Origin of the sequence: Nocardia sp. CA-084685 (assembly GCF_050955785.1) — a bacterium.
Lineage (GTDB): Bacteria > Actinomycetota > Actinomycetes > Mycobacteriales > Mycobacteriaceae > Nocardia.
This window is the reverse complement of the sequence record NZ_CP192094.1, coordinates 4,443,013-4,460,618: the sequence shown is the minus strand read 5'-3', so window position 1 is coordinate 4,460,618 and position 17,606 is coordinate 4,443,013. Positions and strand designations below refer to the sequence as shown.

The 17,606-nt window shown below is 64.0% G+C and carries 17 protein-coding genes; 4 read left to right on the top strand and 13 right to left on the bottom strand.

Features of this window, described 5'->3' with window-relative positions; translation table 11 throughout:
* Window positions 1–164: 164 nt before the first annotated feature.
* Window positions 165–695 (top strand): hypothetical protein, encoded by a 531-nt coding sequence (locus ACQP2U_RS20120; RefSeq protein ID WP_433716070.1) that lies wholly within the window; start codon window positions 165–167, stop codon window positions 693–695.
* 536 nt (window positions 696–1,231) lie between these two features.
* A complete protein-coding gene (locus ACQP2U_RS20115; protein ID WP_433716069.1) occupies window positions 1,232–2,296 on the top strand; it encodes a fatty acid desaturase family protein in 1,065 nt (354 codons plus the stop codon).
* Here the strand turns inward: ACQP2U_RS20115 and ACQP2U_RS20110 are convergent.
* From ACQP2U_RS20110 to ACQP2U_RS20085, 6 genes are all read right to left on the bottom strand, one after another.
* On the bottom strand, window positions 2,233–2,484 hold the full coding sequence (locus ACQP2U_RS20110; RefSeq protein WP_433716068.1) for a LuxR C-terminal-related transcriptional regulator: 252 nt from the start codon (window positions 2,482–2,484) through the stop codon (window positions 2,233–2,235). The genes ACQP2U_RS20115 and ACQP2U_RS20110 overlap by 64 nt on opposite strands.
* A gap of 114 nt (window positions 2,485–2,598) precedes the next feature.
* Window positions 2,599–3,498: a glycoside hydrolase gene (locus tag ACQP2U_RS20105; protein ID WP_433716067.1), complete on the bottom strand. Its 900-nt coding sequence runs from the start codon at window positions 3,496–3,498 to the stop codon at window positions 2,599–2,601.
* Between the two features lie 381 nt (window positions 3,499–3,879).
* Complete coding sequence (locus tag ACQP2U_RS20100) at window positions 3,880–4,872, bottom strand: TIGR03557 family F420-dependent LLM class oxidoreductase (RefSeq protein WP_433716066.1); 993 nt, start codon at window positions 4,870–4,872, stop codon at window positions 3,880–3,882.
* A 130-nt stretch (window positions 4,873–5,002) separates the two neighbouring features.
* Window positions 5,003–5,476, bottom strand: a complete 474-nt coding sequence (locus ACQP2U_RS20095) for a CinA family protein (protein WP_433716065.1) — start codon at window positions 5,474–5,476, stop codon at window positions 5,003–5,005.
* Window positions 5,477–5,525: 49 nt separating this feature from the next.
* Window positions 5,526–6,596 carry a CHAP domain-containing protein gene (locus ACQP2U_RS20090; protein ID WP_433716064.1) on the bottom strand — a complete coding sequence of 357 codons (1,071 nt, stop codon included), beginning with the start codon at window positions 6,594–6,596 and terminating at the stop codon, window positions 5,526–5,528.
* Window positions 6,597–6,978: 382 nt separating this feature from the next.
* A complete protein-coding gene (locus ACQP2U_RS20085) occupies window positions 6,979–9,144 on the bottom strand; it encodes an acyltransferase family protein (RefSeq protein ID WP_433716063.1) in 2,166 nt (721 codons plus the stop codon).
* A gap of 196 nt (window positions 9,145–9,340) precedes the next feature.
* Here ACQP2U_RS20085 and ACQP2U_RS20080 point away from each other — a divergent pair, with 196 nt between their 5' ends.
* Window positions 9,341–10,042 carry an SDR family oxidoreductase gene (locus tag ACQP2U_RS20080; RefSeq protein WP_397035504.1) on the top strand — a complete coding sequence of 234 codons (702 nt, stop codon included), beginning with the start codon at window positions 9,341–9,343 and terminating at the stop codon, window positions 10,040–10,042.
* 28 nt (window positions 10,043–10,070) lie between these two features.
* The gene (locus tag ACQP2U_RS20075; protein WP_433716062.1) at window positions 10,071–10,493 is read left to right on the top strand and encodes a tautomerase family protein; all 423 of its coding nucleotides are present in this window, start codon (window positions 10,071–10,073) and stop codon (window positions 10,491–10,493) included.
* A 60-nt stretch (window positions 10,494–10,553) separates the two neighbouring features.
* On the opposite strand, the gene ACQP2U_RS20070 is transcribed toward ACQP2U_RS20075, so the two are convergent.
* From ACQP2U_RS20070 to ACQP2U_RS20040, 7 genes are all read right to left on the bottom strand, one after another.
* Window positions 10,554–11,237 (bottom strand): hypothetical protein, encoded by a 684-nt coding sequence (locus ACQP2U_RS20070; RefSeq protein ID WP_433716061.1) that lies wholly within the window; start codon window positions 11,235–11,237, stop codon window positions 10,554–10,556.
* Window positions 11,238–11,440: 203 nt separating this feature from the next.
* On the bottom strand, window positions 11,441–12,220 hold the full coding sequence (locus ACQP2U_RS20065) for an enoyl-CoA hydratase-related protein (RefSeq protein WP_433716060.1): 780 nt from the start codon (window positions 12,218–12,220) through the stop codon (window positions 11,441–11,443).
* 157 nt (window positions 12,221–12,377) lie between these two features.
* Complete coding sequence (locus tag ACQP2U_RS20060; RefSeq protein WP_433716059.1) at window positions 12,378–12,503, bottom strand: hypothetical protein; 126 nt, start codon at window positions 12,501–12,503, stop codon at window positions 12,378–12,380.
* A 127-nt stretch (window positions 12,504–12,630) separates the two neighbouring features.
* Window positions 12,631–13,242: a flavodoxin family protein gene (locus ACQP2U_RS20055; protein ID WP_433716058.1), complete on the bottom strand. Its 612-nt coding sequence runs from the start codon at window positions 13,240–13,242 to the stop codon at window positions 12,631–12,633.
* A gap of 366 nt (window positions 13,243–13,608) precedes the next feature.
* Complete coding sequence (locus ACQP2U_RS20050; protein ID WP_397035510.1) at window positions 13,609–14,178, bottom strand: hemerythrin domain-containing protein; 570 nt, start codon at window positions 14,176–14,178, stop codon at window positions 13,609–13,611.
* Between the two features lie 244 nt (window positions 14,179–14,422).
* Window positions 14,423–15,313, bottom strand: a complete 891-nt coding sequence (locus ACQP2U_RS20045; RefSeq protein ID WP_433716057.1) for a manganese catalase family protein — start codon at window positions 15,311–15,313, stop codon at window positions 14,423–14,425.
* A gap of 444 nt (window positions 15,314–15,757) precedes the next feature.
* Window positions 15,758–16,954: an Ig-like domain-containing protein gene (locus ACQP2U_RS20040; RefSeq protein WP_433716056.1), complete on the bottom strand. Its 1,197-nt coding sequence runs from the start codon at window positions 16,952–16,954 to the stop codon at window positions 15,758–15,760.
* Window positions 16,955–17,606 lie beyond the last annotated feature (652 nt).

Here is a 17,606-nt window from a genome sequence, read left to right as displayed (position 1 = left end):
GCAACCTAGGCCTCGGGGGAGCAGCTAGAACCCACCGGCCGAGGTATGGCCAACATCTGGGTCGGCGCATTTTGCGTGGCAATTCCCCCGGTCGCGGGCAGGCCGCGACGCCCGGCACCACAGCGGTCGGGACTTATGCACCGACCGGCTACGGTGTGCATGATATGGCGGGCAACGTGTGGGAGTGGACTTCCGCCCACAGCACCCGACGTCGACCTGCTGTGCCCCACACAACCCTCGTGTGGACACCCCCGAACCAACAGCGCCGCAACGATTTCCACGCCGCATCATCAAGTGCGGATCGTATCTGTGCGCGGCGATTCTGCCTTCGGCACCGGGCCCGCTGCCCGACGAGGTCAGACCGCGGACACCGCTACCGACCGTCTCCGCCTGCGGTGCGTCGCGCACGACGCACCGCAAGCATGAAATTGCGTCCTCGACCGGCTAGCCCAGTTCGAGGGTGCCGAGAAGCTCAGATGCACCAAACGACGCTACCGAGAGGGAAACAAATTGCGACCGAACCACCACCGGCCGGAGTGGCGGCCGACGGCGAGTCAGCAGAAGCTGCGGGCGCTGCGAGGACAAGCAAGGGCAAGGCCATAACAGTGGCGGCAACGGTTTTCACTGTCTTAGTGGACATTTTTCATCCTTCAACTAAATGGTTGAATCGAGAATTATTCTCAACATCTCCGTAGTCGCCCTGATGGGCCATGCACCCCTTTGTCCAGTTCGACGTGGGCGCCGAATTCGGTGATGTAGACCCCGACGAGCTCTATGACGTCCGCGAACTCGGCCACGTTGCCGAGTTGCCGGAGTCGAGCTCTGAATGCGTCACGTGCCGTATCGACTACTGCTGACACGCGATGGTTGGTGAAGTTCACGTAATTTGCCCCGGGTTGGAGCACATCTTCCGGCGGGGCCGACATTTGCTGCATCGGCCGGACCGAACGGGACGCCATCTGGTACCACGGAAAAGCGTCAATAACAGCTTACCGCTGGCTACCACGCGAATCGGCCGAAACAAGGCAACATTTCGAAGATGACTGTCCGGTTTAAGACTTGAAGACCGAGCCACCCTCGGTTTTCAGTCGCCGAAGTGGGAGCTCTGTTCGGCAGTCGATCGCCACACCGCCCCCCGAGTGTTCGGGCTGTGTGAGGCTATTGTTCGGTTCACACCGCTAGATTTGTGGGCATCCTTGGCGACCGGTGATGTATCGATAGGGGCCAACGCGTGACACCAACCGAAACCGACCCGCGCGTCGAACGCGACCGAGTAGGGGAGCGGGGCAGCGACTACGCCAGATTGTCTCGCCGAGTGCGACAGGCGGGACTGCTCAACCGGCGGCCGCGGTACTTCGGTTGGCGGATCGCGGTCACGGTGGCGGGGCTGACCGCCGGGTGGACGGCGTTCGCGCTTGTTGGTGACTCGTGGTGGCAATTGGGCACTGCGGTGTTTCTGGCCGCGATCTTCGCTCAGTTCGCCTTCCTGGGCCACGACGCCGGGCATCAGCAGATCTTTCGCACCCGGCAGGCCAATCAACTGTTCGGCATGATCTGCGGAAACCTCGGCATCGGGGTGAGCATCGGCTGGTGGGTCGGCAATCACAATCGGCACCACGCAAACCCCAATACCGAGGGCGCCGACCCCGATGTCATGGGCGTGCTGGCGCATTCCGAGGCGCGGGCGCGGGACGGCTTCGGCATCCGGCGACTGATATTCCGATACCAGGCATGGCTGTTCTTCCCGATGCTGTTCTTCGAAGCGGGCAGCCTGCACACCGCAAGTGTTCGAGCCGTGGCACGACGGGCGACGCCGTACTGGGCCTGGGAAGCCACGCTACTGGGCGCCCACGCGATCTTGTATCTGTCTGCCGTGTTCCAGGTGTTGTCCCCGGCTAAAGCGATTGCCTTCGTGGTGGCGCAGCAAAGCCTGTTCGGGTTCTACATGGGGTGCGCTTTCGCACCCAACCACAAGGGGATGGCCGTACTGCCGACACCTGGTTCAACCGACTTTCTGCGCCGTCAGGTGCTCACATCTCGTAATGTCCACGGCGGGTGGTTGACCGATGCTGCCCTCGGCGGCCTGAACTACCAGATCGAGCACCACCTGTTCCCATCCATGCCCCGGGCCAACCTGCGCCGGGCCCAACCGCTGGTCGCCACATTCTGCGCTGAAATCGGTGTTCCCTATTGCCAGACCAGCCTGTTCAGCTCATACGCCCAGGCGCTACGTCACCTGCACACCGTCGGTCGATCGGCCGGCGCGACCTCCTCCTCGTTGCGTTCGACGAACTGAGCTGTTCTGGACAGCGAAGCCGTCAGCACCCGAACCAGTTCTGCCTGTCGATGCGTACCGGTCTTTTCGAAGACGTGTTGCCGGTGCGTGCGCACGGTGTTGGCCGACACCGCCAGTTCCTTCGCGATCGACGGCGAGCCTTCGCCGCGGAAAGCCGCCGCCGCGACGCGCGCCTCGGCTGCGGTCAACCCGTGCAGTTGCCGAAGCGCTTTCGGTCCTCCGGGTATTTCATGATCCGGGTCGACGATGACCGTGCGCGCCGCCGATGTGCCAGCCCGACGCTCGCCACCACGGCGGTCGCATCAACTATCGGGCTGTTCGATGAACTCCGGGTAGACCGTGAAATGACGAACCGTGCCCGATAAGTCGGGCAGTTCGAGAGGTGTTGTCCACGTACGGAAGTCGTCGTGGCAGTCGCTGTAGAGGTACTGATGATCGGTGTAGGCGTCGAAATAGATTCGCCAGCCTCCGCCAGGTAGCGCGATGACGCATTGTCCTTCGACGGGCGCGCCCCAACCGGCCCAATCGTCGGTTGCCACAAAGGTGTACGGGCCGAGCAGATGATCGGCGACGGCGAGTTCGATGTATTTGGTGGATTCGTTCTTGGTGAACGCGTAGTAGCGCCCGTCGGCGCGGACCACGGTGGTGTCGATATAGCCGTAGGAGGTGTTGTCGGGCTGGGCCAGCCCGATCATCGGCCTCAGCGCGCTCCATGAGCGCAGTTTCGGATCGGCGGTGGTCAGGTGCGGTGTGAACCGGTAGCCGTCCGACAGTGAGACGATCACATTGATGCTTGCGTCGGTGTCGATGAACCACTCCGGCGCCCAGGTCGATGTGACGCCCGGCAGCGGCACCATGATGTCGTAGAGATGACTCCAGTTCAGCCGGTCCGCACTGTAGGCGAAACCGATGGTTCGCCCTTCCCAGCCGGTTGTGTATGTGAGGTAGTAATAGCCATCGACATTGCGAAAGACGCTGGGGTCGCGCAGCAGACCCGCCGGCGGCCGGTAGGCGGGCCCGCTCAGCTGCCGGAAGGTGATCGCATCGTCGGATTCGTAAACGTACAGATCGGTTTCGCTGGCATCGGTGAACGCGGTCATGGTGTACCGCGGGACCGAAGGTGGCCGCTGCGCGGCCGCCGCGTGCCCGGCGGCAGGTAGCGCCGCGGCCAACGCCAGCAACGATCTTCGGCTGAGGACCATCCGCTGATTGTCCCGCCAAGTCGGTTGAGCTTTTGCCGACACGCCGAAAGGTGTCGATGGGTCTAAAAGCAAGGCCTGCGGGGTTTTTCGCACAACACCGCGCCATGTAACCGCTTACCCCTGCCGGGGCACTCGATCTGGTAGGTCACCTCGACAAGAGATAAGGAGTAGTCGCCTACCCGTGTCCGTAGCTATGCGCCATTCGAGAATGAATGCGCAGGTCGAAGCCGGTCCAGGCGGTAAGACACAAGCCTTTGATGTGTTCGGCAACCGCACGGCAACGAGTTGATTGACAGCGCCACCAGCGGAGCCGACTAGCTGAGGCAGATCGCCCGATAAGAACACAGCCATCGTAGGCGGCTCGACCGGTGGCCCATGAGCTCAGGAATCGGTATCGGCGGCACGGAGTTTCGCCAGCAGCGGTTCGGCTGCCTCGGCGAGGAACCGGTCCTGCTGTTCGTCGCCGATTTCGACGACAGCGATGTCGGTGAAGCCAGCGTCCTGGTAGGGCCGCACCGCCGCAACGATGGCGTCGAGGTCGGGACCGCACGGGATCGTCTCGGCGATATCTTGCGGGCGAACGAACTGCGTCGCGGCCGCGAAACTCGCCGGCGTAGGCAGGTTCGAGTTGACATCCCAGCCGCCCACCGACCACCGGAACTGTTCGTGGGCGCGCTGGATTGCTTTGTCGCGGTCGGTATCCCAGCTGATCGGCAGTTGTCCGGTGACGCGGGGCTTCGCCGCAGCGGAGTCGGTCGCGCGCATGCGATGCCATGACCGAACGAGTTCAGCATCGGGACTGGTGCTGACCATCTCGTCGGCCAACGGGGCGAGTCGTTGCACTGATCGTGGTCCGGATACCGCGACCGCGATCGGTACCGGCTGGTCCGGCAAGTCCCATACCTTGGCGGCGTCGACTCGATACCAGTCGCCGAGCCGGCTGACGGTCCCGCCCGCGTGCAGATCACGAATGATGCCGATGGCCTCCGCGAGTCGCTCCAGCCGTTCCTCGAGCCCGGGCCAGCCCGCGCCGATCACGTGTTCGTTGAGGCTCTCGCCGCTTCCGAGTCCGAGGGTGAACCGCCCTTCGGCCAGGATCTGCAATGTCGCCGCCTGCTGCGCCACGATCGCCGGGTGGTAGCGCATGGTCGGGCACGTCACGTAGGTCATCAATGGGATTCGCCGGGTCGCCTGTGCGACGGCCCCGAGGGTGGTCCAGGCGTTCGGGGCGTGTCCCTGCTCCTCGAGCCACGGTGCGTAGTGGTCGCTGCTGACCAGGAAGTCGAATCCTGCCTTTTCAGCGGCGACCGCATAGCGGACGAGTTCGCGCGGGCCGCTCTGCTCGGTCATCAGTGTGTATCCGAATCGGGTCACTGTCGCTCCTTCTCGCTCGGCGGTGGATATCGGTGGGCTACCCGTCTACCGCGTAGTTATCGGTGACGCTTTCCACGCATGCGAGCAAAGGGAAGTCGCGACCCTGGTAGTACCGGGACCGCCGGATATGTCAGTGTGCGGTGTCGTCCATCGCCTCGCGCACCATGTCGAGCGCGACTTCGACCGTGCGCCTCAGCACGTCTTCGGGTCCGCCATCGAAGTGCTCATGCCGTGCCCAGGTCACGGTCTCGCCGTGCACCGCCAGCCATACCGATCCCGCCGGTTCACCGTCCTGGGGATCGGGACCGCCCACCCCGGTCACAGCCACGGCGACGTCGGCGCCGAGCAATTTCCGCACGCCGCCCGCCATGGCTCGCGCCGCGGTCTCCGATACGACAGGTACCTGGGGCACCCCGAGCACCTGGTGTTTGACATCCGCACTGTAGGCAACCACACCACCGCGCAACCACTGCGCCGAATCCTGGGCTGCGCCCAACGCAGACGACAACTGGCCGCAGGTCAAGGATTCGGCAACCGCCACCGTCCGTTTCGACCGCATGGCGACCGCGGCCACTCGGCTAGCACACTCATCGATTCTGGACATCGAACCACCCTATCGACTCCAGCGGATCCGCCGCCCTTCCAGTTGGCGGTTACACGTTGGCCGGAGTCTTGGCCGGTGGGTGTATGACGCCGGTGAAATTTCCGCTGGCCAGGTTGTAGGTGTGCTGGCGTACGGCGTCGCCGGAATTGCCTTCGATGGTAGTGATGGTGTTGCCATTGCGGGCCACCACGACACCGATGTGGTGTTGGCCGCCGAAAACGACCATGTCTCCGGGGCGGGCGCTCGACATGTCGCTATCGGCCAAGCCCTTACCGGCGGCGTCGGACCAGACGCTGGGCACGTAGTTCTTGTTGCTCCAGTCGACGTCGATGCCCGACTGTTTCCAGACCCAGGTCGCGAAGGACGCGCACCACGCGTCATCGATGTTGTACGGGCGGTTCACATGGTTGGTTCCGATTTCGGTGACGCCGAGTTCGTTTGCGGCGAATCCCTTGATCTTGTCGATGGTGCTGGCGTCGGCGGGTGGCACGTAGCTGTGGCCGGACCACGGTGTCGTCAACGGCGCCGTGGTCCCACCGTAGCCGCTGCTGATCGGGTTATCGGGGGCGGAGTTGTTGATATGGTCGGCATGGCGCTGGATATCGGTCGCGGCGTCGCGCATCCGCTGCTCTACTGTCGCGGCGGCGGTGGCGCACGCGGTCCGGAGTGGGCCCTCCACCGATTCCGGCCAGTATTGTTTGCCTGTCGGGTCGACGCTGGGCCCGGGCGCCTTCATTGCGTCGTTGATGGTGCCTTGGAGCTGGTTGACCGCTCGCTCGATATCGTCATATGTGTCGCCCGCGACGGAGTAGGTTCCGTAGGTCGAGCTGTCGACGCCTTCGTCGTTCGCGTCCATCGAGGCTTCGATGTCGCGCAGTGCGGAGACGGTTTCGTTGTGGTTGGTGGTGGCGATCGACTGATTCTTATCGTCGATAAGCTTGTTGTCCCGCAGCAGTTTCACAAATTTCGGGGCCCTGGCCGGCGTGCCAGCGCCCAGATTGTCGACGTTGGCTTGGATCGCCTTGCGGGTGGCGCTGACGATGCCTTTGAGTGTGTCCGATGCGTAATCGGGAACGGTCAGCTCCGGAACGATCCGATAGTGGTCGACGGTCGGGCTCATCTCAGTACCCCGTTGTCGCTCGGCTGCGGACCAACGAATCGCGACATCCGTCATCCTCTACTGACTCGGACCGGTGCGAATCGAGTATCGGCCATTCCCAGCATCGGGAATCCCGGTCCAGCCACTGTTGCCCTGATCGCGCGGTAGTGACCACGCGGAACACATTGGGCCGCTGTGGTTTCACCGAAAGTTGAGCCGGGGACCGCGCATCGCGGCTGTCGTTGCGGCCGCGGAGGACGAGGAAGGCCATCCATGCGGCGCCGAGAACACCGAGTAGAGCGACGATGCCGATCCCCGACTGGGCCACAGACTTTCTGGGAAACAGATGAACGCATTGATGTTCGGCTGCCTGAACATCCAACTCGCACCTGCATGGCCAGCTTCACCCATTGGCGAGCGCATGGTCAGCGAGTGCGGCGATGACCGGTCCGAGTGTTCTGGCGTAACCGACGGTGAGGTGATTATCGTCGCGGTACACCAGGTTGTCACCGATGATGAGGGGGCAGCGGGCGGCCGTGCAGAACAGCGGGGTCAGATCGGCGTACTGGCCGCCACCGGCGGTGGCCGCCGCCTGCTCGGCCGCGATGCCCGCGTCGTTGACCGCGACCGGCCGTGCCGGCGTGCATGGCGCGGGATCGTCGATATGTTCGGACAGGCATACCGGCACAGTGGTGTGCGGATCCGGGATCGACCCGAGAACCAGGACCGCCGCTCCGGTCGCTCGCAGTTGGCCGACGAGGCGGTTGAGGCTCTCGACCCAGGCCTGGTCGTAAGAGCTGAAGCCGAAGTCGGCGCCGTAGCGCCGGGACATGCTCAGCACGATGAGGCTGGGGCGTTCAGCCCGCAATCGGGTCAGGATCTGGTCGCGCCACTGCTCGCATTCGGTGTACTCCCGGCCCAGATAGGGGCTGGTGATGGGCAAGCCGAGCAGTGGGCAGGTGACCTTGGCCATGGTTTCCAGGCGCCAGTGCCGCTGCGCGGCGATCGGCTCGAACGCCGGATGCCACATCGCGGCATGCGAATCGCCGACCAGGGCCACTGTCGTGGTCGAGTCCGGATCGCCGGAGGCGCACTCGGCCTGTCCCACCTCACGCCACGACCGCACGCAGCCGTCGACGAACACGCCCGCCTTGTCCCCGGGCGCGTCGGCCAGCGAGGGAGTGAGATTCGAAGGGACAGCTGGGATTTCGGCCGAGGCAGCGACTGCGGCCTGCGTCTGTGCGGTCAGCTGCCGGACCGCCGCGTCGCGCGCGTCGGCGCTGGAAGTCGCCGGCGCGGCGGGTGTGGCGAGCGTGAGAGCCGCGGCCGCCGCACCATGGCCGACCGGGACGGGAGTGAGCACGAGCAGCGTCAATCCCACACAACCGGCCACCGCGGTGATCGCGCCACCGCAGGCGAGGCTGCGTGCGGCCGATCCTCGCAACGCAGCGGCGAAGCGAACCGGATTCTCGACCAGCCACAACGTGAGCATGGCTAGTCCACCAGCCATCATGACCGCGCCCATTGAGCCGCTCAGTCCGAGCTGATGACCGAGCACACGCGGCGCCAACAGCAAAACCGGCCAGTGCCACAGATACCAGGAGTACGACACCCGGCCGATCGCCCGCATTACGGGCAGTGCCAGTCCGCGCCCAACCCCGAATCGTGTTCCCACACAACCCGATACGATCACCAGGGCAGTACCGATAACGGGCAGTATGGCCGCGGTGCCGGGATATGGTGTCTGCCCGTTCAGCCGGGCACACGCCACGACGATCAGGACCAGCCCGATCCATCCGGCAGAGGCGGCGACCGCTTTCGGCAAACGCGACCACGCAACGGCCGACAGCGCGATCATGCCGCCGACACCCAGTTCCCACGCCCGCGTCGGCAGCGAGAAGAACGCCCATGCTGGCAGATTGCGGGTCCAGATCAGCGAGATCGCGAAGGAGAGCGCGGCGACAATCGCAAGAACACTCAGGTACGGGAACACAGCTGCCGTGCCGATCCGGCGGCGCCGCGCGAACCAGGCCGTTACCGCGATCAGTACGGGCCACAACAGATAGAACTGTTCCTCCACACCCAGCGACCAAAAGTGCTGAAACGGCGACGGAGACGTGTCACCGGCAAGGTAGTCGGTGCCGCGCAGCGCGAGCCGATAGTTCCCGGCATACAAGGCACTGGCGATCCCATCGCCGAGCACCTGGCGAGCCTGCAGCGGTGGCAGCAGTACGGCCGCTGCGATCGCGGTGACAACCACCACGAAACCTGCTGCGGGCAGCAGACGGCGGGCCCGCGCGCCGTAGAACCGGACCAGCCCGACGGTGTCGGCGGAAGCCGCTTCCCGCCAAAGGATTCCGGTGACGAGGAAGCCGGAAATGACGAAAAAGACGTCGACACCGACGAATCCGCCCCCATCCCCGGGCATGTTCGCATGAAAGAGCACAACGGCTAGTACGGCAACTGCTCGCAACCCCTCGATGTCGGGCCGAAATGTCGCGCGCGGTGTCGTATTGAGCGCCTGATCAGCCCGCCGATCTATCAATCCGCCGCTCGCCGCCACCGTCATGCGCGGCATTGTTATCGATCACGTCAGCTATGTCACGGCAACTCACCGCACGCCAGGCTTCGGTCTTGCGGCCCCACCGGCGATGAAACGCGACCACCGCCCGAGCCTTATCAGTGGCCAGTTCGTTATACACCTCTGCTATTTGACTATAGTGTTGTATAGTCAGCGGCGACGTCATCGCATCAGGAAGGCAGACATGACCACAATCGAAGGCGCTATCGCATTGGTGACCGGCGGGCAGCGCGGCCTCGGCCGTGCTTTCACCGAGGAGCTCCTGGCGCGTGGCGCGGCCAAGGTCTACGCCACCGCACGCAAAGTCGAGGCAGGCGAAGACTCTCGGGTCGTCCCGCTCGAATTGGAAGTTACCGACCCGGATTCGATTGCGGCCGTGGCTGATCGGGCCACTGACGTGAACATCGTCATCAACAACGCGGGTGTATTGCGTCCAGCGCCGCTACTGCACGCCGAAATGGCCGATGTTGTCGAAACATTCGAGACCAACGTCTTCGGCCCCCTGCGCATCGCCCAGGCCTTCGCCCCTATCCTCGCGGCCAATGGTGGTGGCGCACTAGTGGATATCCACTCCGTGCTGTCCTGGAGCTCCGGGGCCGCGGCGTACGGCGCGTCCAAGGCGGCCTTGTGGTCTCTGACCAACTCCCTGCGCGTCGAACTGGCGGCGCAGGGTACCCAGGTCGTCGGCGTCCACCTCGGCTTCGCCGACACCGACATGGTGAAGGCCATCGATGTCGTCAAGCTCAGCCCCGCCACGGTCGCCGCCGCACTCGCCGATGGCCTGGAACAGGGTGCGCACGAGGTCCTCGTCGATGAGTTCACCCGGCAGGTGAAGGCCTCTCTCTCCGGTCCCGTGGAAAACCTGGTCCTTCCGTTCCGTCGCTGAAACTTCGCTTCGTCCAAAGGAATCCACCATGCCGCTCTGGCACATTTACCACCCCCCGAACACCTACACCAGTGAGGACAAGCAAAACTTCGCCCGGGACATCACCGCCTACTATGCCCGCGTCGGTCTGCCGGAGTTCTACGCCGTAGCGCTGTTCCACGAACTCCCCGCCGACTCCTTCTATGTGGGCGGCGAACCCACCACCGCCTCGGTGCGCATCACCATCGACCACCTCGCCCGTCAACTCGACGACCCCGAGATGCGAAAGCGCATGACCCGGGGCCTCGACGCCCTCATGACCCCTTATACGCACGACCGCGGCCTGTACCTCGAATTCAATATCAACGAGGTGGCCCGCGACACCTGGATGATCGCCAGCCTCTTCCCGCCGCCGATCGGCAGCGATATCGAGCAGACCTGGGCCGAGGAAAACAAGCCTATCCCGTACTGAAGCCGGGGCCGTATCGCAGCTAAGCGGGGCGATGCCGACTGTAGCCGGGGCGGCCGTTCCTCACTGGTTTACGACGCTTTTGGCACCCACCATGCGTACCAAGCTCAGGATCGGCAGTCCGATCACCAAATGTTCGATCGCGGTGGAGATTCCGATCCAGAGGTGGCTCGACAGTGCCAGGGGAATGATCACGGCCGCGGCGGTGAGGATTCCCACGATCCAGTTGAAGAACAATTCCGGTGACGGAGTGCCGAGGCGCAGCAGATACCAGAGCACCCCGGCCAACAGCGTGCAGATGAAGGCCACGGCCGCGAACCAGTACGCATCCTGCGCCATCGGGTTCCACACCCCGAACTTGCCGCTCTCGGTCACCCGGGTGGCAATGATCTCGATGATCCAGGCGCACAGCCAAGCGGCGAGCGCGGTCACCACCGCAGCCGCGAATACACCGCCGACGAACATACCGATGTTGACATCCGGACCTTGCTGTCGTCGAGACTGCCGGTCCGGATAATCGGATTGCTGATACGTGCTGTATCCGCGGTCTCGGCTATATCCGTGATCCTGGCCGTAACCGTGATCCTGGCTGTAACTGGCGTCTTGACTGTAACCGTGGTCTTGGCTGTAGCCAGGATCCTGGCTGTATCCGTGATCCTGGCTATAGGCGGGGTCACGGTAGTTCCCCGGCTGAAAACCGGATTCGTAACGTGCGGTGTGCTGGTCGCGCGGGTCCCTGGGGTTCAACCGCCGATCACCTCCGTCGAGAGCATGCGTGTGCGTCGAGTGTAGGGCGGCCGCGAACAGGCCGCTGCCCGCTTGTCTTTTCCGGCGTTCCGTTCACTCTGGGTCGGCACAGCTTTACATACGCCGCTGTCGGGTTCGCCCGTGGCCGTCGACAGACATGCGCTGAGCGCCAACAATGTTCGATCGGCAACGAGCGGTGAGCATTAGTCGCGCCAGACGGGCGGGCGCTTCGTGAGAAAGGCCGCCATCCCTTCGCGGGCACCGGGAAGTTGGGCGGCGGCGGCCATGACTTCCAGGGCGAGGGCGTAGGCATCTGCTTCGGGGCGGTCGAGTTGGCTGTAGAGGGTGCGTTTGCCGAGCGCCTTGCTGGCCCGGCTGCCTCTGGTTGCGCGGGCGAGCAACTCATCTACGGCGGTGTCCAGCTCGGCGTCCGGCACCGCTCGGTTGATCAGCCCCCACTGCTCGGCGGTGCGGGCATCGATCGGGTCGCCGGTGAGCGCCAGTTCCATCAGGCGTTTACGGCCGACGGCGCGCGCCACCGGCACTGCGGGAGTGTGGCAGAACCAGCCTCCCTTGCCGCCGGGAAGTGCGAAACCGGCCGATTCGGCGGCGACGGCAAGATCGCATGAGGCCACCAGCTGGCAACCGGCGGCCGTGGCCAAACCGTGCACCCGGGCGATCACCACCTGCGGCACCGACTGGATGGTCGACATAAGCTCGGTGCACAGTGTGAGCAGTTCCCGCACGCCGAGTAGATCGCGCGCGGCGACGTCGGCGAAATCATGTCCCGCGGAGAACACCGGACCGTGCGCCCCCAGCACTATGCCGGTGGCGTCGGTCTCCCCAGCAGCCCGGAATGAGGCGAGGAGTTCTGCCAGATACTCGCCTGACAGCGCATTGCGCCGCTGCGGCCGGTTCATGGTGATCCGCACGGTGTCGCCGTCCCGCGCGACCAGCACATGCTGATATTCCAAGGCGGTCATCTGTCCACCGTAGATCGTCGACGCCGCCTCAACAGGGCCTATCGACCCACGACAGTGGGACCAGTGGCCCTGTCCCGGCCACGCTCGAGTAAATACCGTCGGACGAAGCGATCCACGAATGAGCAGGGCGGAAGGGCACGAGATGACATCGGTGAGATCAGATAGGGCCACGTCCGACTTCGTTGTTGCCGATGCGATCGAGCACCTTCGACACGACTTCCCCGCTGTCGCCGCCGATGTTCTGCACGCCGCCGCTGCCCGCGCGCGCCACGATCTCTGCCATTCGCCAGCTGATTGGTTGCCCGAACTCGCCGAACGGTTGGCGTGGTGGCGGCTCGAAACGGCTTCGGCTGCGTTCCACCCGTGGAGTCCGAGCCGTCCCGCGGCAACGACCTGATCAGGTTCAGCGGTCAAGCTGACGCGGGGTAGAGCTCGGAGTGCAGCAGGCGGGCCAGGTGTGCGGCATTGCCAGCAAGTGTGCGTGTGGTGGTGGCGACGGTCTCCGGGGTGCTGTCGAGGTCTCGGAAATCGGTGCTGCCCATGGCTTCTCCGTTCCAGTAGGTGCAGCCCTGGGCGGGGATGGTGAAGCCGATGTCGTTGAGTCCCTGGAACAGATCGGCGACGATCTTATGTGCGCCGTCTTCGTTGCCGACTACCGCGGCGACGGCGACTTTGCCGAACATGGCGGGACGCCCTTGTGAGTCGGTATTCGAGAGCTCGGCGTCCAAACGTTCGAGCACTCGCTGGGCAATCGACGACATGTGCCCCAGCCAGGTCGGGGTGGCCATGACGAGGATGTCGGCGGCCACGATGTGGTCTCGCAGCACGGGCCATTGATCACCCGGTCCCTCATCCGCGGTGATGCCGGGGCTGACACCGAAATCCACCACCCGCAGCATATTTCCCTTGACCTGATGCTCGGCCAACTCGTCGAGAACTTGTCGGGCGATGGTCTCGCTACTCGACGGCGCCGGGGACTTCTTCAAGGTGCAAACCAGTGCGACTGCGTTCAATACGGGCATGGTCTATGCAGCTCCTGTGAATAAAATTGTCCGAACTCAGCTTTCGACGGATACCCGTTCAGGCCCGGCCAAACGTATTCGCGGCCGTGGGTTTTCGATCACCGGCGGATCATCGCCGCCAACCACGGAACGCGGAGCGGTGAGTACAGCCCATATGCGGCATCGGCTGCTGCGGCCGCCGGTTTCTCCGTTGAGATCACGCGTCGCCATCGCCGTTGCACGCGGACCACGCTGCCGGGCGGCTCGTCGCAATGCGATCACGAGGCCGCGGATATATTGGGAGGCAACGGCGTGGTCCGCGCTCACCACGTCAGGAAATGGTGTCGTCAACGGCTGAAAACAGGCCCCGCACCGTGTGAGTGGTGATCATTTCGTGTGGGGTTTGCTGATGGCGTCTTTGGCGCGGTCCATCATCGCCGCGAATGGTCCCACGAGCAGATTCGCGCCCGCGGACTCGACGCCGGGATGCGGACGTGTCGGTGCCATGGCTTCGGCGAATTTCACCGCATTGCGCAGACGTGCCAGCTCATCGGGTTCCAGTTCGGAACGCAATCGGTTGAACTCCTCGTGCTCCTCGTGTTCGGCGTGTGCGAGCACCCCGTCGCGCAGGGCCGCGAGCTTGGCGTCGAACTCGGGGGAATCGATATCGACCGCTTCGATGTCGGCGAGCTGGCGCTTGGCCTTGTTCTCCTCGTCGAGACGCGCCTGGATGATGTCGGCACCGTCATGGACTTCTCGCCGGAAGCGCGGGTGGATGATTTCTTCCTCGGCGGTTTCGTGGACCGCCAGCAAGCGGCGCAGTTCGTAGAACTTCTGCTCCCGCTGCTCAGCCGTTGGGGCCTGCTCGACCTGGGCGAACAGTTCGCGGATACGCACGTGCTGCTCGATCAAAAACGTGACGACATCATCGGTGGTGTTGATCGACGTTGCTTCCACGATGGTCTCCTTGGACAAGTAGTACGGTCAGCGCGACTTGCGCTGCTGCGGCCTTACCCTTGGAAGGGGACAGCAAACACCTCGCGAGCTGGGCACCGGTCTGCGATAACGGTGCCGAGCAGCGCGGACTGCTCGGCACCGCGAAAGTCCTCTGCAGGCCAGAAGAATTGCTACTCGCCGGCGTCACACCGGGAGGCGACCATCACCGATCTCGTGGCGAAATCTGATCGAATGATCGAACTGGTCAGCCCGGAATGTGCTGTTCGTGCGTGAACGGCTTGCTGCCCTGCACCACGGGCTCACCGCCCGGGTTCATCTGCGTGCCGTGGTTCTCGCGCTCACCGCTGCGCAGCCACTGGCCGACCGGATCCTCGACGTAGCGCCATTCCATCCCTTCCGGCCACGGACCGCGTCCCTCGTTCCATGGCCCGCGCGCACTCTCGGCGCCGTTCGACATGTTGAACGCGACGTTCTGGAAACGATCGTCTCCTGGCAGCGTTCCGGGAGGGAAGTTGACCGGCAGGTCGTTCAGCGCCGCGGTGAACTGCTGGAAATGCGCGACCTCACGAGTCATCAGGAACGACAACGTATCCTGTACACCCGGGTCGTCGGTGAACTGCTTGAGGTATTCGTAGACGATCTTCGCCCGCGACTCCGCCGCGAGGTTGCTGCGCAAGTCCACCGACGGCTCGCCGTTGGAGTTCACGTACGCCCCCGACCACGGCACACCCGCGGAATTGCCAACATCGGGGCCGCCACCCTGCAACGCGAAGAACAACGGATCCGCGGCCACGTGATGGATCGCCTGTTCCCGTCCATCCGAGTTCGTCACGACCGGCATCCAGTCACACCGTTCGTTAGCCTGCTTCAGATCGTCGTTCAACCCGTCCAACAGCATCGTGATCATCGAACCGACGATCTCGAGATGACTGAACTCCTCGGTCGCGATGTCCATGAACAGGTCGTACATCTTCGGGTTCTTACGGCGCAGGACAAAAGCCTGGCTGAAGTACTGCATCGCCGCCTTCAATTCGCCGTTGGCGCCACCGAATTGTTCCTGTAGCAGGGTCGCGAACCGAGGGTCCGGTCGATCCACCCGCACCTCGAACTGCAGACCCTTGTTGTGAATGAACATCGCTCTCCTTGGTCGTCGACGTCACACTCCGAATACCTCGCGCCTACTCGCGATCATCGACCGGAAACCGCGCCAGCGGAACTCGGCTACGGCCGACATCCGCGTCACAAACGGCTATTCGACGACGAAACGGCACCGCGCCTCTGACGCATCTCGATTTTGTCCGTCACCCGCCGCAGTCGTAGAACTGCGATGCCGCCCCACTGACATCGCTCATCTGGCCCATCATGCTCCCTCTCCACATACAAGGGGTCACTATCAGTAAATTTTCAGCAACACTGCTCGATCGTGCACGTCGCGTCCCTTTGGCCAAACTGCGGGTTCGGCAGAACGACCTGTCAGCAGAGCACGAAGTTCATCCGCCCGGGTCCTGAGGTGCCGCTACCTCGCGCCCACCCTGAGCGGAAGTGATGAATTCTGTTGCAATGCAACGAATCTGCATTGTCATGTGTGGGCGCCGCCGTGCAGCCAGTCGGACCAGGGGATGCCCCAATCGCCGTTCTGCCAGATGTCGAGGGGGTCGCCGCCGGTATTGCGGACTTCGACGACGTCGCCGGGGATCACGAAGTCGTAAAACCATGCGGCGTCGTTGGGGGAGATGTTCAGGCAGCCGTGTGAGACGTTGGTGTTGCCTTGGGCCCACATGGTTGCGGCAAGTTCGTGCACGTAGATTCCGTCGTGGCTGATGCGGACCGCATGGTTGATGCTGGTGCGGTAGCCGAGTCCGGAGTTGGTGGGCAGGCCGTAGCTGGCGGAGTCCATGATCACCGGGTCTTTTTGGTCCAGCACGGTGTAGATGCCCGGGCGCGTCCAGAACGACATGGCTCGGCCGCCGATGACCGCGGTGCCGCCCCTGCCCATCGATGTGGGCATGGTGCGCACCAGGTTTCCGTTGTCGAAGACCTCGATCTGTTTGGTGTCGTCGTCGGCGATCGCGACGTGCGCGGGCCCGATGATCACCGACACTCGTTGGTCGCGCAGGCCGTAGCGGCCCTCGCCGAGCGCGAGGCCGAACAGTTCGGCCGCGATCGTGATCCTGGTTCCCGGTGCGTGATAGTGCTCTGGGCGCCAGTGTGCGTTCTGATCGTCGAGCCAGTACCAGGCACCGGTGACACGCGGATCGGTGGTGACCTCGAGGTGGGGTTCCACGGCTGCCCGGTCCACGGGTTCGTCGAAATGGGCGACGAGCACGAAACCTATTCCGTAGGTGTCGTTTTCGGCCAGTTCGACGAGATTGGCGGAGCGGAGGGAGACGTCGACGAGCTGTCGGGGTCGCACCGTGGTGCAGGTTGTCGTCGCGGTGACATCGCCGGTCTCGCCGTTGGCCACCGCTGTGGCGGTGTAGGTGTGTCCGTAGCCGAGTGGTTCGGCACTGGTCCAGCTGCGGTGATCGGGCGACGATGCGCCCGGCAGCGATCTGCCCGTTTCATCTGTCCAATCGACCGACCGCAGCGTCCCGTCGGTGACGGTGATCGTGGCGCGGCTGCGCGCTTGGACATCGTGGGTGCCGGGTGGGGGATCGAATCCGATTGTGGCGGATGTGGATGGCGGCGCGGATTCTCGCACCCACCCGCACCCGGTCAGGGCCAGGCCTCCCGCACCAGCGAAGCCGATCAGCAGCCGACGACGTCCCAATGCCACCGTCTATCTCCCTTCTCCGGGGTGCTGGGCCGACCTGTGTCCCGTCAGCATGCGGCAGCTATGTGCCGACCGGGACACCGACGACCAGCATCTCCACCGATCCGTCGCACAACCGATACCGTTCGGCGATTGATCCGGGTATCCGCTGAGACGGTCATCGGCGGTCCGCAAAAACCTCTGACGGTCACACGGGCTGATTGCGCAAAGGTCAGCTGTAAACCGACTCAGGGCCGCACGATGGCGACCAGGCTGATCAATGATCGGCGGCTGAAGTGCGGCCGATACCTCGGATGTAGTCCCGGGTCGAACGGGTGCACCGGAAGATCCGAATGGCCAGCATGCCGGCTTCAGCCGCTCCAGTGGCCGGATCGCCGTTCTACCGATGCGGGATTCTTTGTCCCACAACCGACCTGCTAGGACATATGCGTCAATTACACAGCGCCGCTGAGGTTTTCAGATTGGCGCGGGCTCGTTCCTCGACGCCCGTAGCTATCGGTGTTTCCCGAACTGCCGCAGCACCTTTCGTGCGCAGGTGCTGGACTTTCTGGAGCGCTACCAGCGTCGGACACGATCAACTTGCCAGGGACGCGAGTTGGCTGGCCAGGCCGGTGTCCGACTCTTGGCGACGCTTCCGATCCGGCTGTCGCGGCAC